The following is a 15,927-nucleotide window of genomic DNA, read 5'->3' as shown; positions in this document are numbered from 1 at the left end:
ATGAAAAAGAAACTTACTATTTTATTTAGCATCATGTGTATTTTAGTATTAGCAGCATGTGGTCAAACGAAATCTAATGAAGAGGCAACGAAAAAAACGGAAAAAAGTAATGACCCAAAAATTGCTTCAATGTCTATTCATTTAACAAATGATTTACTTGCATTAGGAATTACACCAGTAGGTTCTGTAATTGGTGGAGATTTAAAAGATTTCTTACCACACGCAAAAGAACAACTGAAAGATACGAAGAAACTGGGTGTTGTAACTGATCCGAATATGGAAGCATTACTTCAATTAAAGCCTACTGACATTTATGTGGATGAAAAATACGCGGGTAAAGATGTAGCGAAATACGAAAAAATTGCAAAAACGCATACTTTCAATTTAGATGAAGGTACGTGGAGAGACCATTTAAAACAAGTTGGTAAACTTGTAAACCGTGAGAAAGAAGCGGATCAATATATTCAAGATTACAAAGAGCAATCAAAACGAGTAAAAGGTTTAATAGATAAAGAGCTAGGTAATAACGAAAAAGTAATGGCAATTCGCGTTACTGCCAAAGAATTACGTGTATTTAGTACGAAAAGACCGATGGGACCAATTTTATTCCAAGACTTAGGATTACAACCTGCAAATGGTGTAGAGAAAATCGATGGAAACCGTCCTTTCGAAGTCATTTCACAAGAAGTATTACCTGACTTTGATGCAGATGCTATTTTCGTTGTTGTAAACAGAGACGATAAAGCAAAAGCTGCATTTAAACAACTTCAAGAAACACCAATCTGGAAAGACTTAAAAGCAGTTAAAGGCAAGCACGTATACATTATCAATGACCAACCATGGCTTGACTATTCTGCTTTAGGAAACAAAATGGCAATGGATGAAGCGGAGAAAATGTTTACGAAATAATATAGTTTTGCTATTAGGGAAGGCCCTCTAAATTTGGAGGGCTTTTTATTATTGTTAGATTAAACGAAAAATTATACAGTGAAGTTAATTTCGTGTAGAGGAGATGTGCCAATGTCAGCGCTTATTGTATGTATCCCGTTTATGAAACGAGGGGGTAAATAGGCTCGAATAATTATCCCTGTTATTTAATAAAGGGGGAGTTTGAAATGACGATGAATCTTTTTCAAAATAAAACGATTAAATTATCAGCTATGAGAGAAGCGGTTAAAAGAGATGGGAAGTGTTTTAATCGTATCAGTATGGGGATATTGCGGGATGAATGGATAGAGCTACAAGGTTAGAAAGTATATTCGAAATTATATATGTAGTATGCAGGAGATATAATAATAATTGGCGAATTTTTACAGTGTACTGATTGCATTTATAAGGAGCTATGTGAGATGAATTTAGAAAAAGCAAAACCAGTAAATGAAGAGGTCGCTGAATTAAAGGAGTTAATTAAAGAATTGCACGGAAGTGTACATCAATTGCAAAGCGAAGTGCAGCAACTAAGGCACGAAAGACCAGTTGTTGAAGTGAGAAAAGGTGTTCAACTATCACCAGCAATCGTTGGACAAATTGGTGGTATGATTTTAGGTGGATTAGCAATTATCGGTATATTTTGGTGAACGAAAAAAGGTATGCAGTTTAGCGCTGCATACCTTTTTTCGTTGTCGTTATTTGTCGGTAAGTCGATATTCTCTGTCGAATCGTCGATATACTTAGAAAATCGTTAATATATTTTAAAAATCGTCGATATAATTTCATGCAATACAACTTTTATATTAAATAACGTAAATATATATAAGCATGTGATAATAGTAATGCAATGATTGTTAACGGCAAACCAATTTTTAAGAAGTCCATATAAGAGAAAGCATGTCCTTCACGTTTAGCGATACCAGCAACGACTACGTTTGCTGATGCTCCGATTAACGTTCCGTTTCCTCCTAAGCAAGCTCCAAGTGATAATGCCCACCATAGTACTTCGATTTGCGGAGAATCGACAGATAGTCCGAGCCCTGTAGCTAAATCTTGAATAAGTGGGATCATCGTTGCGACAAATGGGATATTGTCAATTGTCGCAGATGCGATCCCTGATACCCATAAAATAAGTATAGCGGCAAAACCGATATCACCATTCGTTACGTCGAGTACTTCTTTTGCGAGTGAAGAAATAAGTCCGATATCAATTAACCCGCCAACGAGAACAAATAGTCCAGCGAAGAGGAAAATAGTTACCCATTCAACGTGGGCAAATACATCTTCAATATCGTGCTCTTTTACTCCAATTAGCATAAGAAGTGTAGCGCCTGTCATCGCGACAACCGCAGCGTCTACATGAATAACAGAATGAAGGATAAACCCTAAAATAGTTAGTCCCAAAATCGTGATCGATTTTAAAAGGAGGCTTTGATCTTTAATATAATCTTTTTCGTTTAATACCATAAGTTTTTCGATTTGCTCAGTTGTTGTTTTTAGTTTATTGCGATACATAAAGTAAATAATGCCAAGTGTCACGATAGAAATAATAATTACGATAGGAGCTAAGTTAAGTAAAAAGGCATTAAAGTCTAAATGCTTATTTGCTGATCCAATCATAATATTAGGTGGGTCACCGATTAATGTTGCTGTTCCGCCTATATTTGAAAATAATACTTCTGAAAGTAAATAAGGAACAGGATTTACTTTTAAAATACGTGTAATAGATAGTGTAACAGGTACGATTAATAAGACGGTCGTTACATTGTCCAAAAATGCAGATCCGACAGCAGTTAATAGGGATAGCAATAATAAAATGCGGATTGGTTTTCCGCCAGCTGCCTTCGCTGCTTTAATGGCCAAAAATTCAAAGACGCCTGATTGACTCGTAATATGTACGAGAATCATCATCCCAATTAAAAGGGTAATCGTTTCCCATTGAATATGAGATGTGAAAGCGGTATGTAAATCTACAATTCCAAAAATAATCATAATAGCAGCACCGAATAGTGCGATTACAGCACGATTCAATTTCTCAGAAATAATAAATCCGTACGTGACTAAAAATACGGCAATTGCAAAATAATATTGCCAATTTGCTACTTCATGTGCTGATTGTTCCAATCATGTCACCTTCTTTAAAGTATGTATTTAATTGTCAAAATGTATCTCGCTGTATTCATACGGGATAAAATATATTGTAGCAAATTCAAAAAAGAAAGAAAACTATTTAACAAAGTGAAGGAAAAAATGATGATTTTACAGATTTTCCGAATAGGAAAGCCCACTACGGTACGATAGTATCCCCTTTAGGGGTGGATGATAGTGAGGTCAAATGCGATGTACAGATAAAATACCGAAAGTATGTTCTGTTCATCAAGTATTTGAAATGGTATAATTTTCATAACAGACAAGTAAAAGTCTCTAAAACAATCTTGTTCTCTGAAAACAGAATACATATGAGGTTGGAGTAACAAATTCTTCTACTCCGTAAAATGTATTGAGTCGTCAAGTACAAGACGCTAAAACACATATGAGAACTCACAATCTGACTCGTTTGGTAATAGAACGAGTGCCGTATCTGCTAGATGCACTGGATACGGAGTGGTGATGGCACACTGCAATCTTGCACGTCAGCGATACTAGAAATAGACGTCGCCTTTGGTAGCAAGAATCCCATTGACGTTAGTCAGCTTGCGGCTTTAGCCGTGGGAGTGTCAAATATGATATAAAAAAATGAAGAAACACAGTGCAAATTATTAGGAAAAGTGGGCGTTGTCCTCTAATATAGAGATAGCAATTTACATTATTTTTGCGTAAAATGGTTTAAAGAGGTGAATTCCGATGGAAATAGTAAAAGATAGTTCTCTTATTCAAAATGAAATTGAACGTTTTGTAAATAAAGATGTATATATTCATTTAGAAACGACGAACGGAGCGTACGCGTCACACTTTAATGAAAAGATGATGACAGTTGGAGCATTCATTCGAAATGCAATTATTCGCTTTGAGCGCGGGAAAATAACTGGAACAAACCCATACCGAGTTGGTTTAAAGATGGATCACGGCTGGGTATATGCTGAAGGTATTACGCACTGGGAAGTAGACGATAAAGATCGTTTATTACTAGCAGGGCATGATAATCAAGGTCGTTTAGCAGTAGCGCTTGAGTTAAGCTTAACGCCATTTAAGTAAGAAGGAGGGAAACTTATGGAGAGACATGTACTTGTTGTATTTCCGCATCCAGATGATGAAGCATTTGCTGCGGGAGGAACAATTCGCTTATTAACAGATCAAGGAGTACCTGTAACGTACGCGTGTGGTACTTTAGGACAAATGGGACGTAACATGGGGAAAAACGTGTTCGCTAACCGTGAAACGATTCCAAATATCCGTAAAAAAGAATTGAAAGATGCATGTGAAGCGATGGGGATTCAAGACTTAAGAATGCTTGGTTTCCATGATAAAACGTTAGAATTTGAAGATGTTGATTTCGTAGCAGATAAAATTGAAGCGATCATTCAAGAAGTAAATCCATCTCGAATTATTACATTTTATCCAGAGCACGGCGTACATCCAGATCATGATGCATTTGGCCGCGCTGTCGTTCGCGCCGTATCACGTATGTCAAAAGAAGAACGTCCAGTTATTCATGCGGTTGCGATTACGAAAAATCGCGAAGCTGTACTAGGTGAGCCGGATGTTGTAAATAATATTAGTGAAGTATTCGAGCATAAATTAGCTGCACTAGGTGCGCACCGTTCGCAAACAGAAGCGATGCTTGAAGAAACGCATGTAAAAATCAAAAACAAAGATGCAGCAACATTAAAATGGCTGCAACTTGAACAATTTTGGACTTATAAATGGGAGTAGGCTAGAAGGGTATCTTCTAGTAGCTCTTACATAGAAAAAGCACCGTCACTTGTGACGGTGCTTTTTTGTGCTATTAACAACATTAGCATCATCCCTTGTTCAAGATAGGAGAGCTTTAGCTACTTCCTTATTAGAATGAGGATGTTATAAGAAAGTTATTTGCTTTTATCATTGTTCGGGATTAAAAAAGTGAATAAATATTGATATATAATATTTTTTTGTTGAAAAAACAATTAATAATTATTATATATCAAATTGAAAGTTAGTAAGAGAGGTGCTTTGTATGAAATATAAAATGAATGTTATGTACTAAAAAGAAATCGATGGAAATTAGGAATGTTATATATTTTAATAGCAAAAAAAGAAAAGGGAGTTAGAGCATGATTCATAAAACAGTAAAGAAAGTTATCTTAATTGCAGGTGGTTTGTATATTACATATTTAGTAGGCGTAGTCATATTAGCGGAATCTATACCATATCCTACATCATCTCAACAACTTAACGAAGCTGAGAAAGTAGTTGAACGCTATGTAGGTGAAAATAATGGAGTGAAAATGATAAATACATCTAGCAGCTTCACGGCTGAGATGTTCGATTGTACAATTCATATCGAAGGAAATTCAAAAGAGAATCCGGAACAAGTACTTCGAATGGATTTAGATCAAGTTTCTAATGAAAGTGAAAAGATAACCGGAAAATCGATAAATAAAATTTGTAAATCAAATGATGGAGGAAAGAAAATTACGTGTGCTGATGCTGAATAACTAAAGGGAGGGATGTGTAGCGTTGCGTTGATAACTACTATTCAAGTTAAATAGGAAAAAGCCTCGCAGGGGGGCGAGGCTTTAAACAGGGGGATTATATATTAATTAGTTTAGCGATTGAAAGAGTAATTTTTTAATCTTGTAAATGTCTGGTTAGTTCAACTAAACAATTAGTGGGGGATAGATACCCCTCTTAATGATTAGAATTTCACTTTATTTGTTTTCTTTTTTATATAAAGCCTTAGAACTGGAATTTAGTAATGGTTTATAAGAAACATATATTTTGAATTGTTTAATAGAATAATATATATTTATATAGATTTAATGATTTTAGTTTGTTAAAAATGGGGAAATCGATATGAAGGTTAAATTTGCTGTAATAAAAGATGAAAACTTTGACTGTAGTTTATTAAAAACAAAATTACTGAAAACTTTTAAAGAAGTAGATTGTGAAGCAGATATTGTAAAGGTTGAGGATGGAATTTTTGAAAACAATGATATACAAACACATCTATCAGAAATAACCATTCATGTTACTGGAAAAAATATCGGGTATAGGTCTGTTTCCGCCAGTATATTTATTGTTCTAGAGAGTTTATCAATGGAACTATTTCGTATTACTATTAGTATACATTAAGCAGCTAACAAAGTAGACTCTTCATAAAATCATACTGACTATATTGAGTTAGTAAACATGAAAATGGTGATGAAAACAATAGAAATTATCTTAGGTGCTCTCGTATGCTGGAGAGCAGCTTGTTTGCTGTTACATAAACAAGGGATTCCTTTTCTATATTTAATTTATCCTAACGCTAATTTTAATATAGAAGAATGGAAACATAATTAGATTGTGCAAATAATTTGGTGCGCACATATACGGAATGTATTCACCGGTAAGAGGGTTGTCTCATAATATATATAGATTTTTCTATTAAGATGAACAGAGGGTGTGAATATATGGAAGATGTTTACGCTAAAATTGACAGTCTCAAGGCCGACCAAAAAGAAATTATGAGAGACATTCGTGCTTTAGAAACGCGTACCACTATTAATGAGAAAGACATAGCAACAATTAATAAGCAATTAGAAAAAATAAGTACAAACACAACTTGGATTTTGCGTATTATTATTAGTACGATAATAATGTCAGTTTTAGGATTGATATTAAAAGGGATGATTTAAAAGAAAGAGGGGGGCTCCCTCTTTCTTTTATGTAAATAAGAAGCTATACATTTTCCGTTTCTTTTTCATCTGCATACTTATCCTCTAAGGAAATTAATAGAGGGATTGATATAGTTACAAGAATGATTAAAGTGGTGATAAAAGATTTAGAAAGAGAAAAAGAACCTTCAATTAAAGGTGATAAAAACTTGAATGAAAGTATACTTGTTAGTAAGGAAATTACTAAAAAGCTAAAAAGAGATATATTTTTATTCTTTATAGATCTCTCTATAAAGTCTTTAACGCAGGTTATTAAGACAAATATAGTTAATATGATAAGAGAAACAAAATAATGTGTTACATTCGTCATACTAATAGTAGGGTCGTCTATTATGTAAGCAAGTAACTTAGATACTAATATTCCTCCAAACAATAAAATAATAAAAGCGAGTAATCCTTCCAATATATAAGTGCTGAAATTATCTTTCTTGTTAAAAAGCTTATAGTTCAGAGTAGATTGGGTTATTTGAATTAGGAATAGGCTAATAATCCATACATAATATACAATTGGTAATTCTCCTGAGAATAGAGAAATTAGGAAGTTTAATAGTGTCCTTAAAATTTCAATCATTACGAAAGTCCTCCTGTTTGTAAGCTTGGCGAAATTAGAAATATGCTAGTCTATCGTTTAATAATTAGATCTATTTATTCAAACTATTTCTAATTATTTCATAAAAAGGTTGTTGATTCAAGGTATCTCTTTAATAAATCTGCCAAGGCCGAGTAATAGAAAAAGAAACGCAATATGTAATATAATTGAAAAAGTATATTTAAAAATCGATGTTAATATTACCCTCCTATAAGTATTAACATACGTAATTGAGGTGTTTTCTTTGTTGTTTTATGATCGAATTTCTATCATGGCCCCTCCTGTTCCGTAGCTAAAGAAAGTCTTTTTATTTCTGAGATTTTCAAAGTTATAGGAGGGTATGAAAAATGAAAAAAGTCTCAGTACCATCACTGTTGTTAATGATTATTCTTGTCGCATTTCCGCAAATTAGTGAAACGATTTACACACCGTCTTTACCGGACATTTCAAAGGCGTTACATGTAAGTAATAATGAGGTACAGTTAACGCTTAGTGTGTATTTTGCTGGATTTGCTTTAGGTGTATTTTTTATTGGATGGTTATCAGATATAATTGGCCGTCGCCGGGCGATGTTACTTGGAATTGTCGTATATGGCGCGGGTAGTTTCTTATGCTTTATTGCAAATTCCATTGAAGTTTTATTGCTAAGTCGTTTTATTCAAGCGTTTGGAGCAAGTGCAGGATCAGTTGTGACACAAACGATTCTACGTGAAAGTGTAGAGGGGCATAAGCGCCACGTTATGTTTGCTCAAATTTCGGCAGTTATTGCTTTTACACCAGCGATAGGACCGTTAATTGGTGGCTTTCTTGATCAAATGTTTGGATTTAAAATAGTATTTTTAAGTTTAGTAGTTATGAGTGTCGGAATTTTTCTGTATACGTTTGTTTCTCTTCCCGAAACAAAGACGGGATCAGTAACGAATAAAATAAATGTGTTTTCAGTCTTGAAGAGGTTAATTACAAATTCGAAAGTAGTAACGTATGGGCTATTAATTGGAGGAGCAAATGGTGTTTTATTTAGCTATTATGCAGAAGCACCGTTTATCTTTATTGAATACTTTCAATTATCGCCTAGTATGTATGGATTTTTAGGGATTGTTGTAGCGTCTGCTTCTATTGTTGGAGCGAAAGTTTCGAAACGTTTACTTGCTACTTATAAACCAGAGAAAATTATATATATCGGTTGTCTCGTAATGACAGGAGGAGCTATCCTTTTATCTGTTATTACGTTTGTTGGATCAAATCCGAATGTAATATATATGGTTGTATTTTTAGTAGCGATGTTTATATTGCTATTAGGAATTGGGGTGGCGTTACCTAACTGTTTAAGTTTAGCATTAGTAGATTTTCAAGATGTCATTGGTACAGCGGGCGCATTGTTTAGCCTAGGGTACTATATAGTAGTAACAATGATAATTTTGGGAATGAGCGAGCTTCATACAGGCTCATTAATAGTGATGCCACTTTATTTTCTAGCTATAGTCGTTATCATGATGGTGTTTACTAAAGTGTTTGTTTTGGGTAAACAAACTTCAAAAATGATTTAAATATGTAATGGTAAAAGGGTCTCATTAAAAATGAGACTCTTTTATATTTTATCCCGCTGTTTTGAGGCAGGAAGATTCCTGCCTCAAAATTAGATTAAAAAAGTTAGTAGTTTATTAATATATTAAATTTCTGGTTGGTATATGAATTGGATGCGTGGGAAATTACGTTATCAACTATAACGATTGAAGTACATGAGATGTGAAACCGGGGAAAAAATGCTCTCCTCGGTTATTTATATTGTAATAATATACATACCGGAATCATATTGAATAGATGTATTTTATTGTTAATTCAGTTAAAATTTAAACGTAATTATGCATATTAATTTATTGAAAAAATAATTGAATTTTTCAGATTAATGAATTAATATAAGGTAAGTAATTTTAAGATTTATAGAATATTGGAAGATGAAAGGTTTTGAGAATTTTATAAGAAGCAATAAAAACGATTTTAGGATAGCTTTAAAGCTAGTGTAAAATGACGTTTGCTTCATCATTTTCAGGGCCGAAAGGAATTAGGGGAAAGCATCTTGTTTTAAAATGCGGCTATGAATCATCTAAGAGGGGGAAGTGAAGTGGCAAACAAAGAATTGAAAAGAGGTTTAGAAGCACGTCATATTCAAATGATTGCTTTAGGCGGAACAATTGGTGTTGGTTTGTTTATGGGGTCAGCCAGCACAATTAAATGGACAGGTCCGTCAGTTATGCTTGCGTATGCAATTGCAGGTATTTTTATCTTTTTCATCATGCGTGCCATGGGAGAAATGTTGTATATGGAGCCAAGTACAGGTTCATTTGCAACATTCGGTCATAAGTATATTCATCCGCTAGCTGGTTATATGACAGCGTGGAGTAACTGGTTCCAGTGGGTTATCGTTGGGATGTCAGAGATTATCGCAGTTGGAGCGTATATGCAATATTGGTTCCCTGATTTACCAGCTTGGATACCAGGTGTAATCGCAATGGTTATTCTTGGCGCAGCTAACTTAATTTCTGTTAAGTCATTTGGTGAATTTGAATTTTGGTTTGCGATGATTAAGATCGTTACGATTCTATTAATGATTATTGCGGGATTTGGACTTATTTTCTTTGGAATTGGTAACGGTGGAGAAGCGATTGGCATATCGAATCTTTGGTCAAATGGCGGTTTCTTTACAGGTGGTTTTTCTGGATTCTTCTTTGCATTATCACTTGTAGTTGGAGCGTATCAAGGTGTGGAATTAATCGGTATTACTGCTGGTGAAGCGAAGGATCCGAAGAAGACACTTACAAGAGCGATTCAAAGTACAATTTGGCGTATTTTAATTTTCTACATCGGTGCGATTTTCGTTATTGTAACTGTGTATCCGTGGGATCAATTAAGTACAATTGGAAGTCCATTCGTAGCAACTTTTGCGAAAGTTGGTATTACGGCTGCTGCGGGATTAATTAACTTTGTTGTTATTACAGCAGCAATGTCTGGTTGTAATAGTGGTATTTATAGTGCTGGTCGTATGCTATATACGTTAGGTGTAAATGGACAAGCACCGAAATATTTCACGAAACTTTCTGGAAATGGTGTACCTTTATTTGGTACAGTTGGCGTAATTATCGGTTTAGCGGTCGGTGTAGTTCTAAGTTATATTGCACCAAAAAACTTATTCGTATATGTATATAGTGCGAGTGTACTTCCTGGTATGGTACCATGGTTTGTCATTTTAATTAGCCAAATTAATTTTAGAAAAGAAAAGGGAGCAGAGATGAAAGATCATCCGTTCAAAATGCCGTTTGCTCCTGTTACAAACTATTTAACAATTGCCTTTTTAATTATGGTATTAATCGGAATGTGGTTTAACGATGATACGCGCATTTCACTAGTTGTAGGTATCATTTTCTTAGCTATCGTTACAATTAGTTTCTATGCTTTCGGAATAGGAAAGCGAACTCCGTTAGACGTTCAAAATGATCAAGAGATTTCAAGTAAATAAAGATAATAAAAAGTCCGATTTCTTATTTAGAAATCGGACTTTTTACTATTAAAACTTCTCTAAAACGATTTTCCCAATTGTACTTCCGCTTTCAAGCAGGGCATGTGCTTTTTTTACATTTTCAGCGTTAATTGGTGTGAATGTTTCATTTAAAGTAGTCTTTAAAATGCCTTCATCTAGTAGTTCGCTTACTTTATTTAATAGTTCGTGTTGCGTAATCATGTCTCCAGTTTCATACATCGCTTTTGTAAACATAAATTCCCAAACGAGTGTAGCACTTTTACTTTTTAAAATGCCCATCTCAAGAGGGTATTCATTTTCTACGATAGAGCAAATTTTTCCTTGTGGTTTAATGAGGTCACATATTGCTTGCCAATGTTGATCTGTATTGTTTAGGCAGAAAATATAATCTACATCTTTTAGCCCAAACTCTAATATTTGTTCTTGTAAAGGTTGGTGATGGTTAATGATATAATCGGCACCGAATTTTTCAACCCAGTGTATCGTTTCATTGCGGGATGCAGTTGTAATAACATTTAGTCCGGCCCATTTCGCAAGTTGAATGGCAATTGAACCTACACCACCAGCACCGCCTATAATTAAAATGTTTTTAAAGGAGTTCGTATCTTTCTTATTATAATCAATACCTAAACGTTCGAATAAACCTTCCCAAGCTGTAATAGCTGTTAACGGAAGTGCTGCAGATTCAGCATCACTTAACGTTTTTGGTTTTTTACCAACGATTCTTTCATCAACGAGGTGGTATTCACTATATGTACCTTGTCTCGTAATGCTTCCAGCGTAAAATACTTCATCGCCTTCTTTAAATAACGTACAACTTTCGCCAGTTTGTACAACAACACCACTCGCATCCCAGCCAAGTATTTTCACTACTTCTTCTTTTTTATCTTTCGGAGAGCGAACTTTTGTATCAACTGGATTAACGGAAATAGCGTTAATTTTAACGAGTATATCTCTTCCTGTAGCAACAGGTCTTTCAACTTCCATATCAATTAAACTGTTTTCTTCTTCAATAGGTAAGTATTCATGTAAACCAATTGCTTTCATTTGTATTCCCTCCATTAAAGTAAGAGTCATTTACTCTTTTATTATAGTAGGTGGAGTGTCATTATGTAAAAAAGTTAAGTCCCTTCTATTTTGTAAAAGGCCTGTTTCAGCATCATGTAGTACCGTGTAACTGGAGAGGATCCGCCATCGTTTTGATTTTATAGGCGTTGGATGAAAGTTATACTTATTTTTCCAGTGTACCTTGCAATGAACAATACCGAGTGTTATATTATACTTGCGGTTACTTATTATAAAACAGTACTGAATAATAAATAGTAGTGAACATCAATTAGAATAGGGTGAATGAATATTGAATGTACAATTTAAAAAAGGAGTTTTAGAACTTTGTGTTCTTGTCTTACTTGATAAGCAAGACCGTTATGGGTATGAATTAGTTCGAAGTATTTCCAATCGAATTGAAATATCAGAAGGGTCTGTTTATCCTCTACTGCGTAGATTAACTAAAGAAGAATATTTTACAACGTATTTACAGGAGTCTTCAGAAGGTCCTTCAAGGAAGTATTATACGCTGACGGATAAAGGTAGAACGTATTTGTACCAACTTTTGAGGGAATGGAATGAGTTCTCACAAGGTGTCAATCAATTAATAAAAGAAGGTGTAAGTAATGACGAAAAATGAATTTTTACAACAATTAAATGCATCTCTAAAAAGATTATCTGAAAAAGAGCGTGCAGATATTTTAAAAGATTATGAAGAACATTTTACTTTCGGATTAGAGGAAGGGAAAAGGGAAGAAGAAATTGTAGCTTCATTAGGTTCTCCAGCTCAAATCGCCAAAGAGTTATTAGCAGATTATCATATTGAGAAAGTAACAACAAGTGCAACAACAGGAAATGTTTTTCGTGCAATTTGGGCAGTAATTGGATTAGGTTTTTTCAATTTGTTAATCGTACTTGCACCTGCAATTACATTAGCGGCATTGATTTTTTCAGGTTGGGTTCTAGGTATCTCATTTTTAGGTGCACCATTACTTGTTTTAGTTGATACGATTATACATCCAAATACATTCTTGTTATTTAATCTTTTCGTTTCTTTAGCACTTTGTGGACTTGGATATTTCATTGTTATTGCTATGTTATTTTTAACGAAGTTAGCAACGAAAGGATTTGTTCGTTATTTAAAGTTCAATATAGCACTAGTAAAAGGTGGTTTGAAGCATGATAAATAAGAAGAGTTTCTCAATCATTGCAGGTATTATTTTCATTATTGGTATTATCGGAAGTTTATTCACTTATCGTTCAATTGCTGGGGTACCAATTTCAGAAGAAAAGGTCATTAATAATAATGTGTCAAGCGTCATTATCGATACGAATAATGTTCGTGTTAACATCAACCCTACAACAGGTAGTAACGTGAAAGTAAAATTAGATGGTGAGGTTAATCCAAACGTAAAAAGAACATTAGCTACGGATGAGAAAGATTCAACGCTTCTTATTTCTTATAAAGAAAAACAACAGAGTTGGTTCAACTTTAATATTTCTGAAGTGTTGGCGCCATTAACATTAAATGTGTATCTACCTGAAAAACAATATGAATCATTAAAAGTTTCCAATAATAACGGCTATGTTTCTGCTAAAAAACTAAACGCAACAAATTTTAATATCAATACAAGCAATGGACGTGTTGAATTAAGAGAAATCAATTCGCCAAAAATTATCGCGGAAACAAACAATGGAATTATGGATTTCAAAGATGTATTGGCACAAAATATTCATGTGAAATCGAACAACGGACGAATAATGCTAGACCATGTTGAAGGTGAAATAGAGGGGCAAACTAAAAATGGAAGTCTTACTCTGAAAACGAATGAACTGGATCGAAATCTCAATTTTACGACTCACAATGGAAAAATTAATATTGAAACGGAAAAAGAACCAACTAATGTTCAATTTAATGTTGCTGTTGATAATGGTAGAGCGAATATCCTTGATAAATATAATGGAAATACCGTTATTGGAAAAGGAGAAAATGTAATTAAATTAAATACACATAACGGAAATATTACAGTGGAAAAACAATAGCATATCTTCCAAATTTAAACTGCAAAATTATTGAAGGTGATTATGAAGTGGTACCTGGTGTTCGGTTATTGTATACACCAGGACATTCTCCAGGACATCAGTCATTATTAATTGAGACGGAAAAAAACGGTCCTGTACTATTAACGATTGATGCATCTTATACGAAAGAGAATTTTGAAGGTGAAGTGCCGTTTGCGGGATTTGATTCGGAATTAGCTTTATCTTCAATTAAACGTTTAAAAGAAGTTGTGACAAAAGAGAAACCAATTATTTTCTTTGGACATGATATAGAACAGGAAAAGGGTTGTAAAGTGTTTCCTGAATATGTATAGTGCAAAAAGTCATGAGCTCACGTGCTCATGACTTTTTCGTTTAAATAATTTTTTTTAATAAGTTATAAACTTTTTTGGAACTATCTTCATTTAGTTGATAGTACGTTAGGTTTACATCATCAGGAGTATCTTGCTGAGCAATCATCACTTCGTTATTGTGATGATCAACTACCCATATGAAATATTTTTTATAAGTTCCATCTTCGAAAGTAATCCACATATCACAATCTATTAAATCTGATCCTTCTTCATCTAATGTTAATTTTCCTTTTTTTGCGGTATCCATACTATTAATAAACGTTTTTAATTCATCTGTTTTTGTGAGGAAGAGATCCTTTTTTGTTTTAATGGATTCGACATGTATATCTTTTATTTCCTGTTTTCCTAAAAAGACAGGGGGCTCATTTGGATCCCTTTGAGTGGAAATAATAGTAGCTTTTTTCTTGGGCTTATTTGCTGTATAGAGATCTTGAATAGATTTTCCAGAGTTTATAAACCATATGATCCCACAAATAATCAATGTGCTACAAAGCAGTAAAATAATTTTCTTAATAGAATATTCTCCTCTCTATTACTTCGTATAAAGAGCTTTTCTATTAATATATGATAGGTAAGCGTAAAGTATTATAGTTGAACGTGGCTATTCTTAACAGTTTTAAGAGGGCGATCAACGAGTAAATTGTAAGTAAGCCCAATTAATACGAAAACACCGCCGATAATCTTTCCAGTTGAGAGTTCATTTGTCAGGAAGAAATCAATGATAGTCCCTGCAAATAACTGTCCGATAAAGATGAGTAACGTTAAATAAAATGCTGATATTTTAGGAGTGATATAGTTCGATAATGAAATAACGATAACGCCTACTAATCCGCCTAAATATACAGCGATAGGTATGGATTGTAACGTATGCATTGGAATATACATTGAATCTGAACTGAACATTAAAAATAACATAGAGAAAAATAAGCCAGTAATATAATTAAAAAATGTGCCTTCCCAATTCCCAATTTTCTTTGCTAAATTCGCGTTAATAATTCTAGCAACGACGATAGAAACACCAGCTAAAATAGCGATCGTAACATATAACATTTTCTTGCCCCCATTAATAAATTGTCATGATTATAATTCCAGAAGAGATGAAACATAATCCAATTAGTTTTTTCTTTTCAAACTTTGCAACTTTCATTCCTAATAAACCGAAATGATCAATAACGATGGAAGCAATGGATTGACCGAGTAAACTTAATGCGATCGTAATAGAGGCACCAAGGACGGAGAAGCTTATATTGTTAAAAAGAACAGTGAATACTCCAATCGCTCCAGCGCTATATAAAAAAAGTGAAATACTTTTATCAAAATGGATTTTATGTTTGTTTATGATTAAAACGAAAATAACTGCAATTAAACCGACAAAGTGAATGACAACACTTGCTGTATACTTGCCAATTAACTCAGATAAAATCCCATTCAATGGAAGCATAACGGCGATAAGCACGCCAATAAAGACAGAAAGAAAGTTATACAATGTAATATCCCCTTTGTATTTCATATTTGTAATGACTGTATCATGCTGAAATTGTGTATTACTATGAC

General features: G+C 33.8%; 18 protein-coding genes and 2 pseudogenes. 14 read left to right on the top strand and 6 right to left on the bottom strand.

The annotated features are described in order from the left end of the window. The 3 genes and pseudogenes from ACTFNE_RS10700 (at position 1) to ACTFNE_RS10690 (ending at position 1,577) form a co-directional block, all read left to right on the top strand. The gene (locus ACTFNE_RS10700) at positions 1 to 909 is read left to right on the top strand and encodes an iron-hydroxamate ABC transporter substrate-binding protein (protein WP_333729173.1); all 909 of its coding nucleotides are present in this window, start codon (positions 1 to 3) and stop codon (positions 907 to 909) included. Positions 910 to 1,160: 251 nt separating this feature from the next. Then, a pseudogene (locus ACTFNE_RS10695) lies at positions 1,161 to 1,250 on the top strand (GNAT family N-acetyltransferase); the annotation flags it as partial. Between the two features lie 99 nt (positions 1,251 to 1,349). Next, positions 1,350 to 1,577, top strand: a complete 228-nt coding sequence (locus tag ACTFNE_RS10690) for a hypothetical protein (RefSeq protein ID WP_001047302.1) — start codon at positions 1,350 to 1,352, stop codon at positions 1,575 to 1,577. Between the two features lie 151 nt (positions 1,578 to 1,728). Here ACTFNE_RS10690 and ACTFNE_RS10685 read toward each other — a convergent pair whose 3' ends face one another. Next, on the bottom strand, positions 1,729 to 3,054 hold the full coding sequence (locus tag ACTFNE_RS10685) for an ArsB/NhaD family transporter (protein WP_270705053.1): 1,326 nt from the start codon (positions 3,052 to 3,054) through the stop codon (positions 1,729 to 1,731). A gap of 720 nt (positions 3,055 to 3,774) precedes the next feature. Here ACTFNE_RS10685 and ACTFNE_RS10680 point away from each other — a divergent pair. The 5 genes from ACTFNE_RS10680 (at position 3,775) to ACTFNE_RS10660 (ending at position 6,749) form a co-directional block, all read left to right on the top strand. Continuing rightward, complete coding sequence (locus tag ACTFNE_RS10680) at positions 3,775 to 4,125, top strand: YojF family protein (protein WP_000407038.1); 351 nt, start codon at positions 3,775 to 3,777, stop codon at positions 4,123 to 4,125. Positions 4,126 to 4,140: 15 nt separating this feature from the next. Beyond that, positions 4,141 to 4,803 carry a bacillithiol biosynthesis deacetylase BshB2 gene (bshB2, locus tag ACTFNE_RS10675; protein WP_000439477.1) on the top strand — a complete coding sequence of 221 codons (663 nt, stop codon included), beginning with the start codon at positions 4,141 to 4,143 and terminating at the stop codon, positions 4,801 to 4,803. 380 nt (positions 4,804 to 5,183) lie between these two features. Then, positions 5,184 to 5,567 carry a hypothetical protein gene (locus ACTFNE_RS10670; RefSeq protein WP_046198334.1) on the top strand — a complete coding sequence of 128 codons (384 nt, stop codon included), beginning with the start codon at positions 5,184 to 5,186 and terminating at the stop codon, positions 5,565 to 5,567. Positions 5,568 to 5,925: 358 nt separating this feature from the next. Further along, the gene (locus tag ACTFNE_RS10665) at positions 5,926 to 6,204 is read left to right on the top strand and encodes a hypothetical protein (RefSeq protein WP_000865011.1); all 279 of its coding nucleotides are present in this window, start codon (positions 5,926 to 5,928) and stop codon (positions 6,202 to 6,204) included. Positions 6,205 to 6,524: 320 nt separating this feature from the next. Next, complete coding sequence (locus ACTFNE_RS10660) at positions 6,525 to 6,749, top strand: hemolysin XhlA family protein (RefSeq protein WP_000390460.1); 225 nt, start codon at positions 6,525 to 6,527, stop codon at positions 6,747 to 6,749. A gap of 43 nt (positions 6,750 to 6,792) precedes the next feature. On the opposite strand, the gene ACTFNE_RS10655 is transcribed toward ACTFNE_RS10660, so the two are convergent. Continuing rightward, positions 6,793 to 7,359 (bottom strand): DUF5823 family protein, encoded by a 567-nt coding sequence (locus ACTFNE_RS10655; protein WP_000570015.1) that lies wholly within the window; start codon positions 7,357 to 7,359, stop codon positions 6,793 to 6,795. A 365-nt stretch (positions 7,360 to 7,724) separates the two neighbouring features. On the opposite strand from ACTFNE_RS10655, the gene ACTFNE_RS10650 reads away from it, so the two are divergent. Continuing rightward, a complete protein-coding gene (locus ACTFNE_RS10650; protein WP_270705055.1) occupies positions 7,725 to 8,924 on the top strand; it encodes a multidrug effflux MFS transporter in 1,200 nt (399 codons plus the stop codon). Between the two features lie 575 nt (positions 8,925 to 9,499). Continuing rightward, positions 9,500 to 10,891: an amino acid permease gene (locus ACTFNE_RS10645; protein ID WP_001284419.1), complete on the top strand. Its 1,392-nt coding sequence runs from the start codon at positions 9,500 to 9,502 to the stop codon at positions 10,889 to 10,891. Between the two features lie 48 nt (positions 10,892 to 10,939). Here the strand turns inward: ACTFNE_RS10645 and ACTFNE_RS10640 are convergent, their stop codons facing one another. Continuing rightward, positions 10,940 to 11,959, bottom strand: a complete 1,020-nt coding sequence (locus ACTFNE_RS10640) for a zinc-binding alcohol dehydrogenase family protein (RefSeq protein WP_270705057.1) — start codon at positions 11,957 to 11,959, stop codon at positions 10,940 to 10,942. Positions 11,960 to 12,269: 310 nt separating this feature from the next. On the opposite strand from ACTFNE_RS10640, the gene ACTFNE_RS10635 reads away from it, so the two are divergent. The 4 genes and pseudogenes from ACTFNE_RS10635 to ACTFNE_RS10620 all read left to right on the top strand — a co-directional run. Further along, positions 12,270 to 12,599 (top strand): PadR family transcriptional regulator, encoded by a 330-nt coding sequence (locus ACTFNE_RS10635; protein WP_001102641.1) that lies wholly within the window; start codon positions 12,270 to 12,272, stop codon positions 12,597 to 12,599. Then, entirely contained in the window at positions 12,586 to 13,149 is a 564-nt protein-coding gene (locus ACTFNE_RS10630) for an HAAS signaling domain-containing protein (RefSeq protein WP_000164531.1), read from the top strand. The genes ACTFNE_RS10635 and ACTFNE_RS10630 overlap by 14 nt, the downstream gene beginning before the upstream one ends. After that, the gene (locus ACTFNE_RS10625) at positions 13,139 to 14,002 is read left to right on the top strand and encodes a DUF4097 family beta strand repeat-containing protein (protein ID WP_000608746.1); all 864 of its coding nucleotides are present in this window, start codon (positions 13,139 to 13,141) and stop codon (positions 14,000 to 14,002) included. The genes ACTFNE_RS10630 and ACTFNE_RS10625 overlap by 11 nt, the downstream gene beginning before the upstream one ends. A 5-nt stretch (positions 14,003 to 14,007) precedes the next feature. Then, a pseudogene (locus ACTFNE_RS10620) lies at positions 14,008 to 14,334 on the top strand (MBL fold metallo-hydrolase); the annotation flags it as partial. A 40-nt stretch (positions 14,335 to 14,374) separates the two neighbouring features. Here the strand turns inward: ACTFNE_RS10620 and ACTFNE_RS10615 are convergent. The 3 genes from ACTFNE_RS10615 to ACTFNE_RS10605 form a co-directional block, all read right to left on the bottom strand. Then, on the bottom strand, positions 14,375 to 14,869 hold the full coding sequence (locus tag ACTFNE_RS10615) for a hypothetical protein (RefSeq protein ID WP_033670754.1): 495 nt from the start codon (positions 14,867 to 14,869) through the stop codon (positions 14,375 to 14,377). 89 nt (positions 14,870 to 14,958) lie between these two features. After that, positions 14,959 to 15,423, bottom strand: a complete 465-nt coding sequence (locus ACTFNE_RS10610) for a DMT family transporter (RefSeq protein WP_270705059.1) — start codon at positions 15,421 to 15,423, stop codon at positions 14,959 to 14,961. A 13-nt stretch (positions 15,424 to 15,436) separates the two neighbouring features. After that, positions 15,437 to 15,883, bottom strand: coding sequence for a DMT family transporter (locus ACTFNE_RS10605; protein WP_061130361.1), 447 nt, complete (start codon positions 15,881 to 15,883; stop codon positions 15,437 to 15,439). Between the last annotated feature and the right edge of the window lie 44 nt (positions 15,884 to 15,927).

The sequence above is a fragment of the Bacillus cereus group sp. MYBKT111-2 genome (assembly GCF_051915205.1).
GTDB classification, from domain to species: Bacteria; Bacillota; Bacilli; order Bacillales; family Bacillaceae_G; genus Bacillus_A; species Bacillus_A paranthracis.
This window is presented reverse-complemented; position numbering and strand designations above follow the sequence as displayed.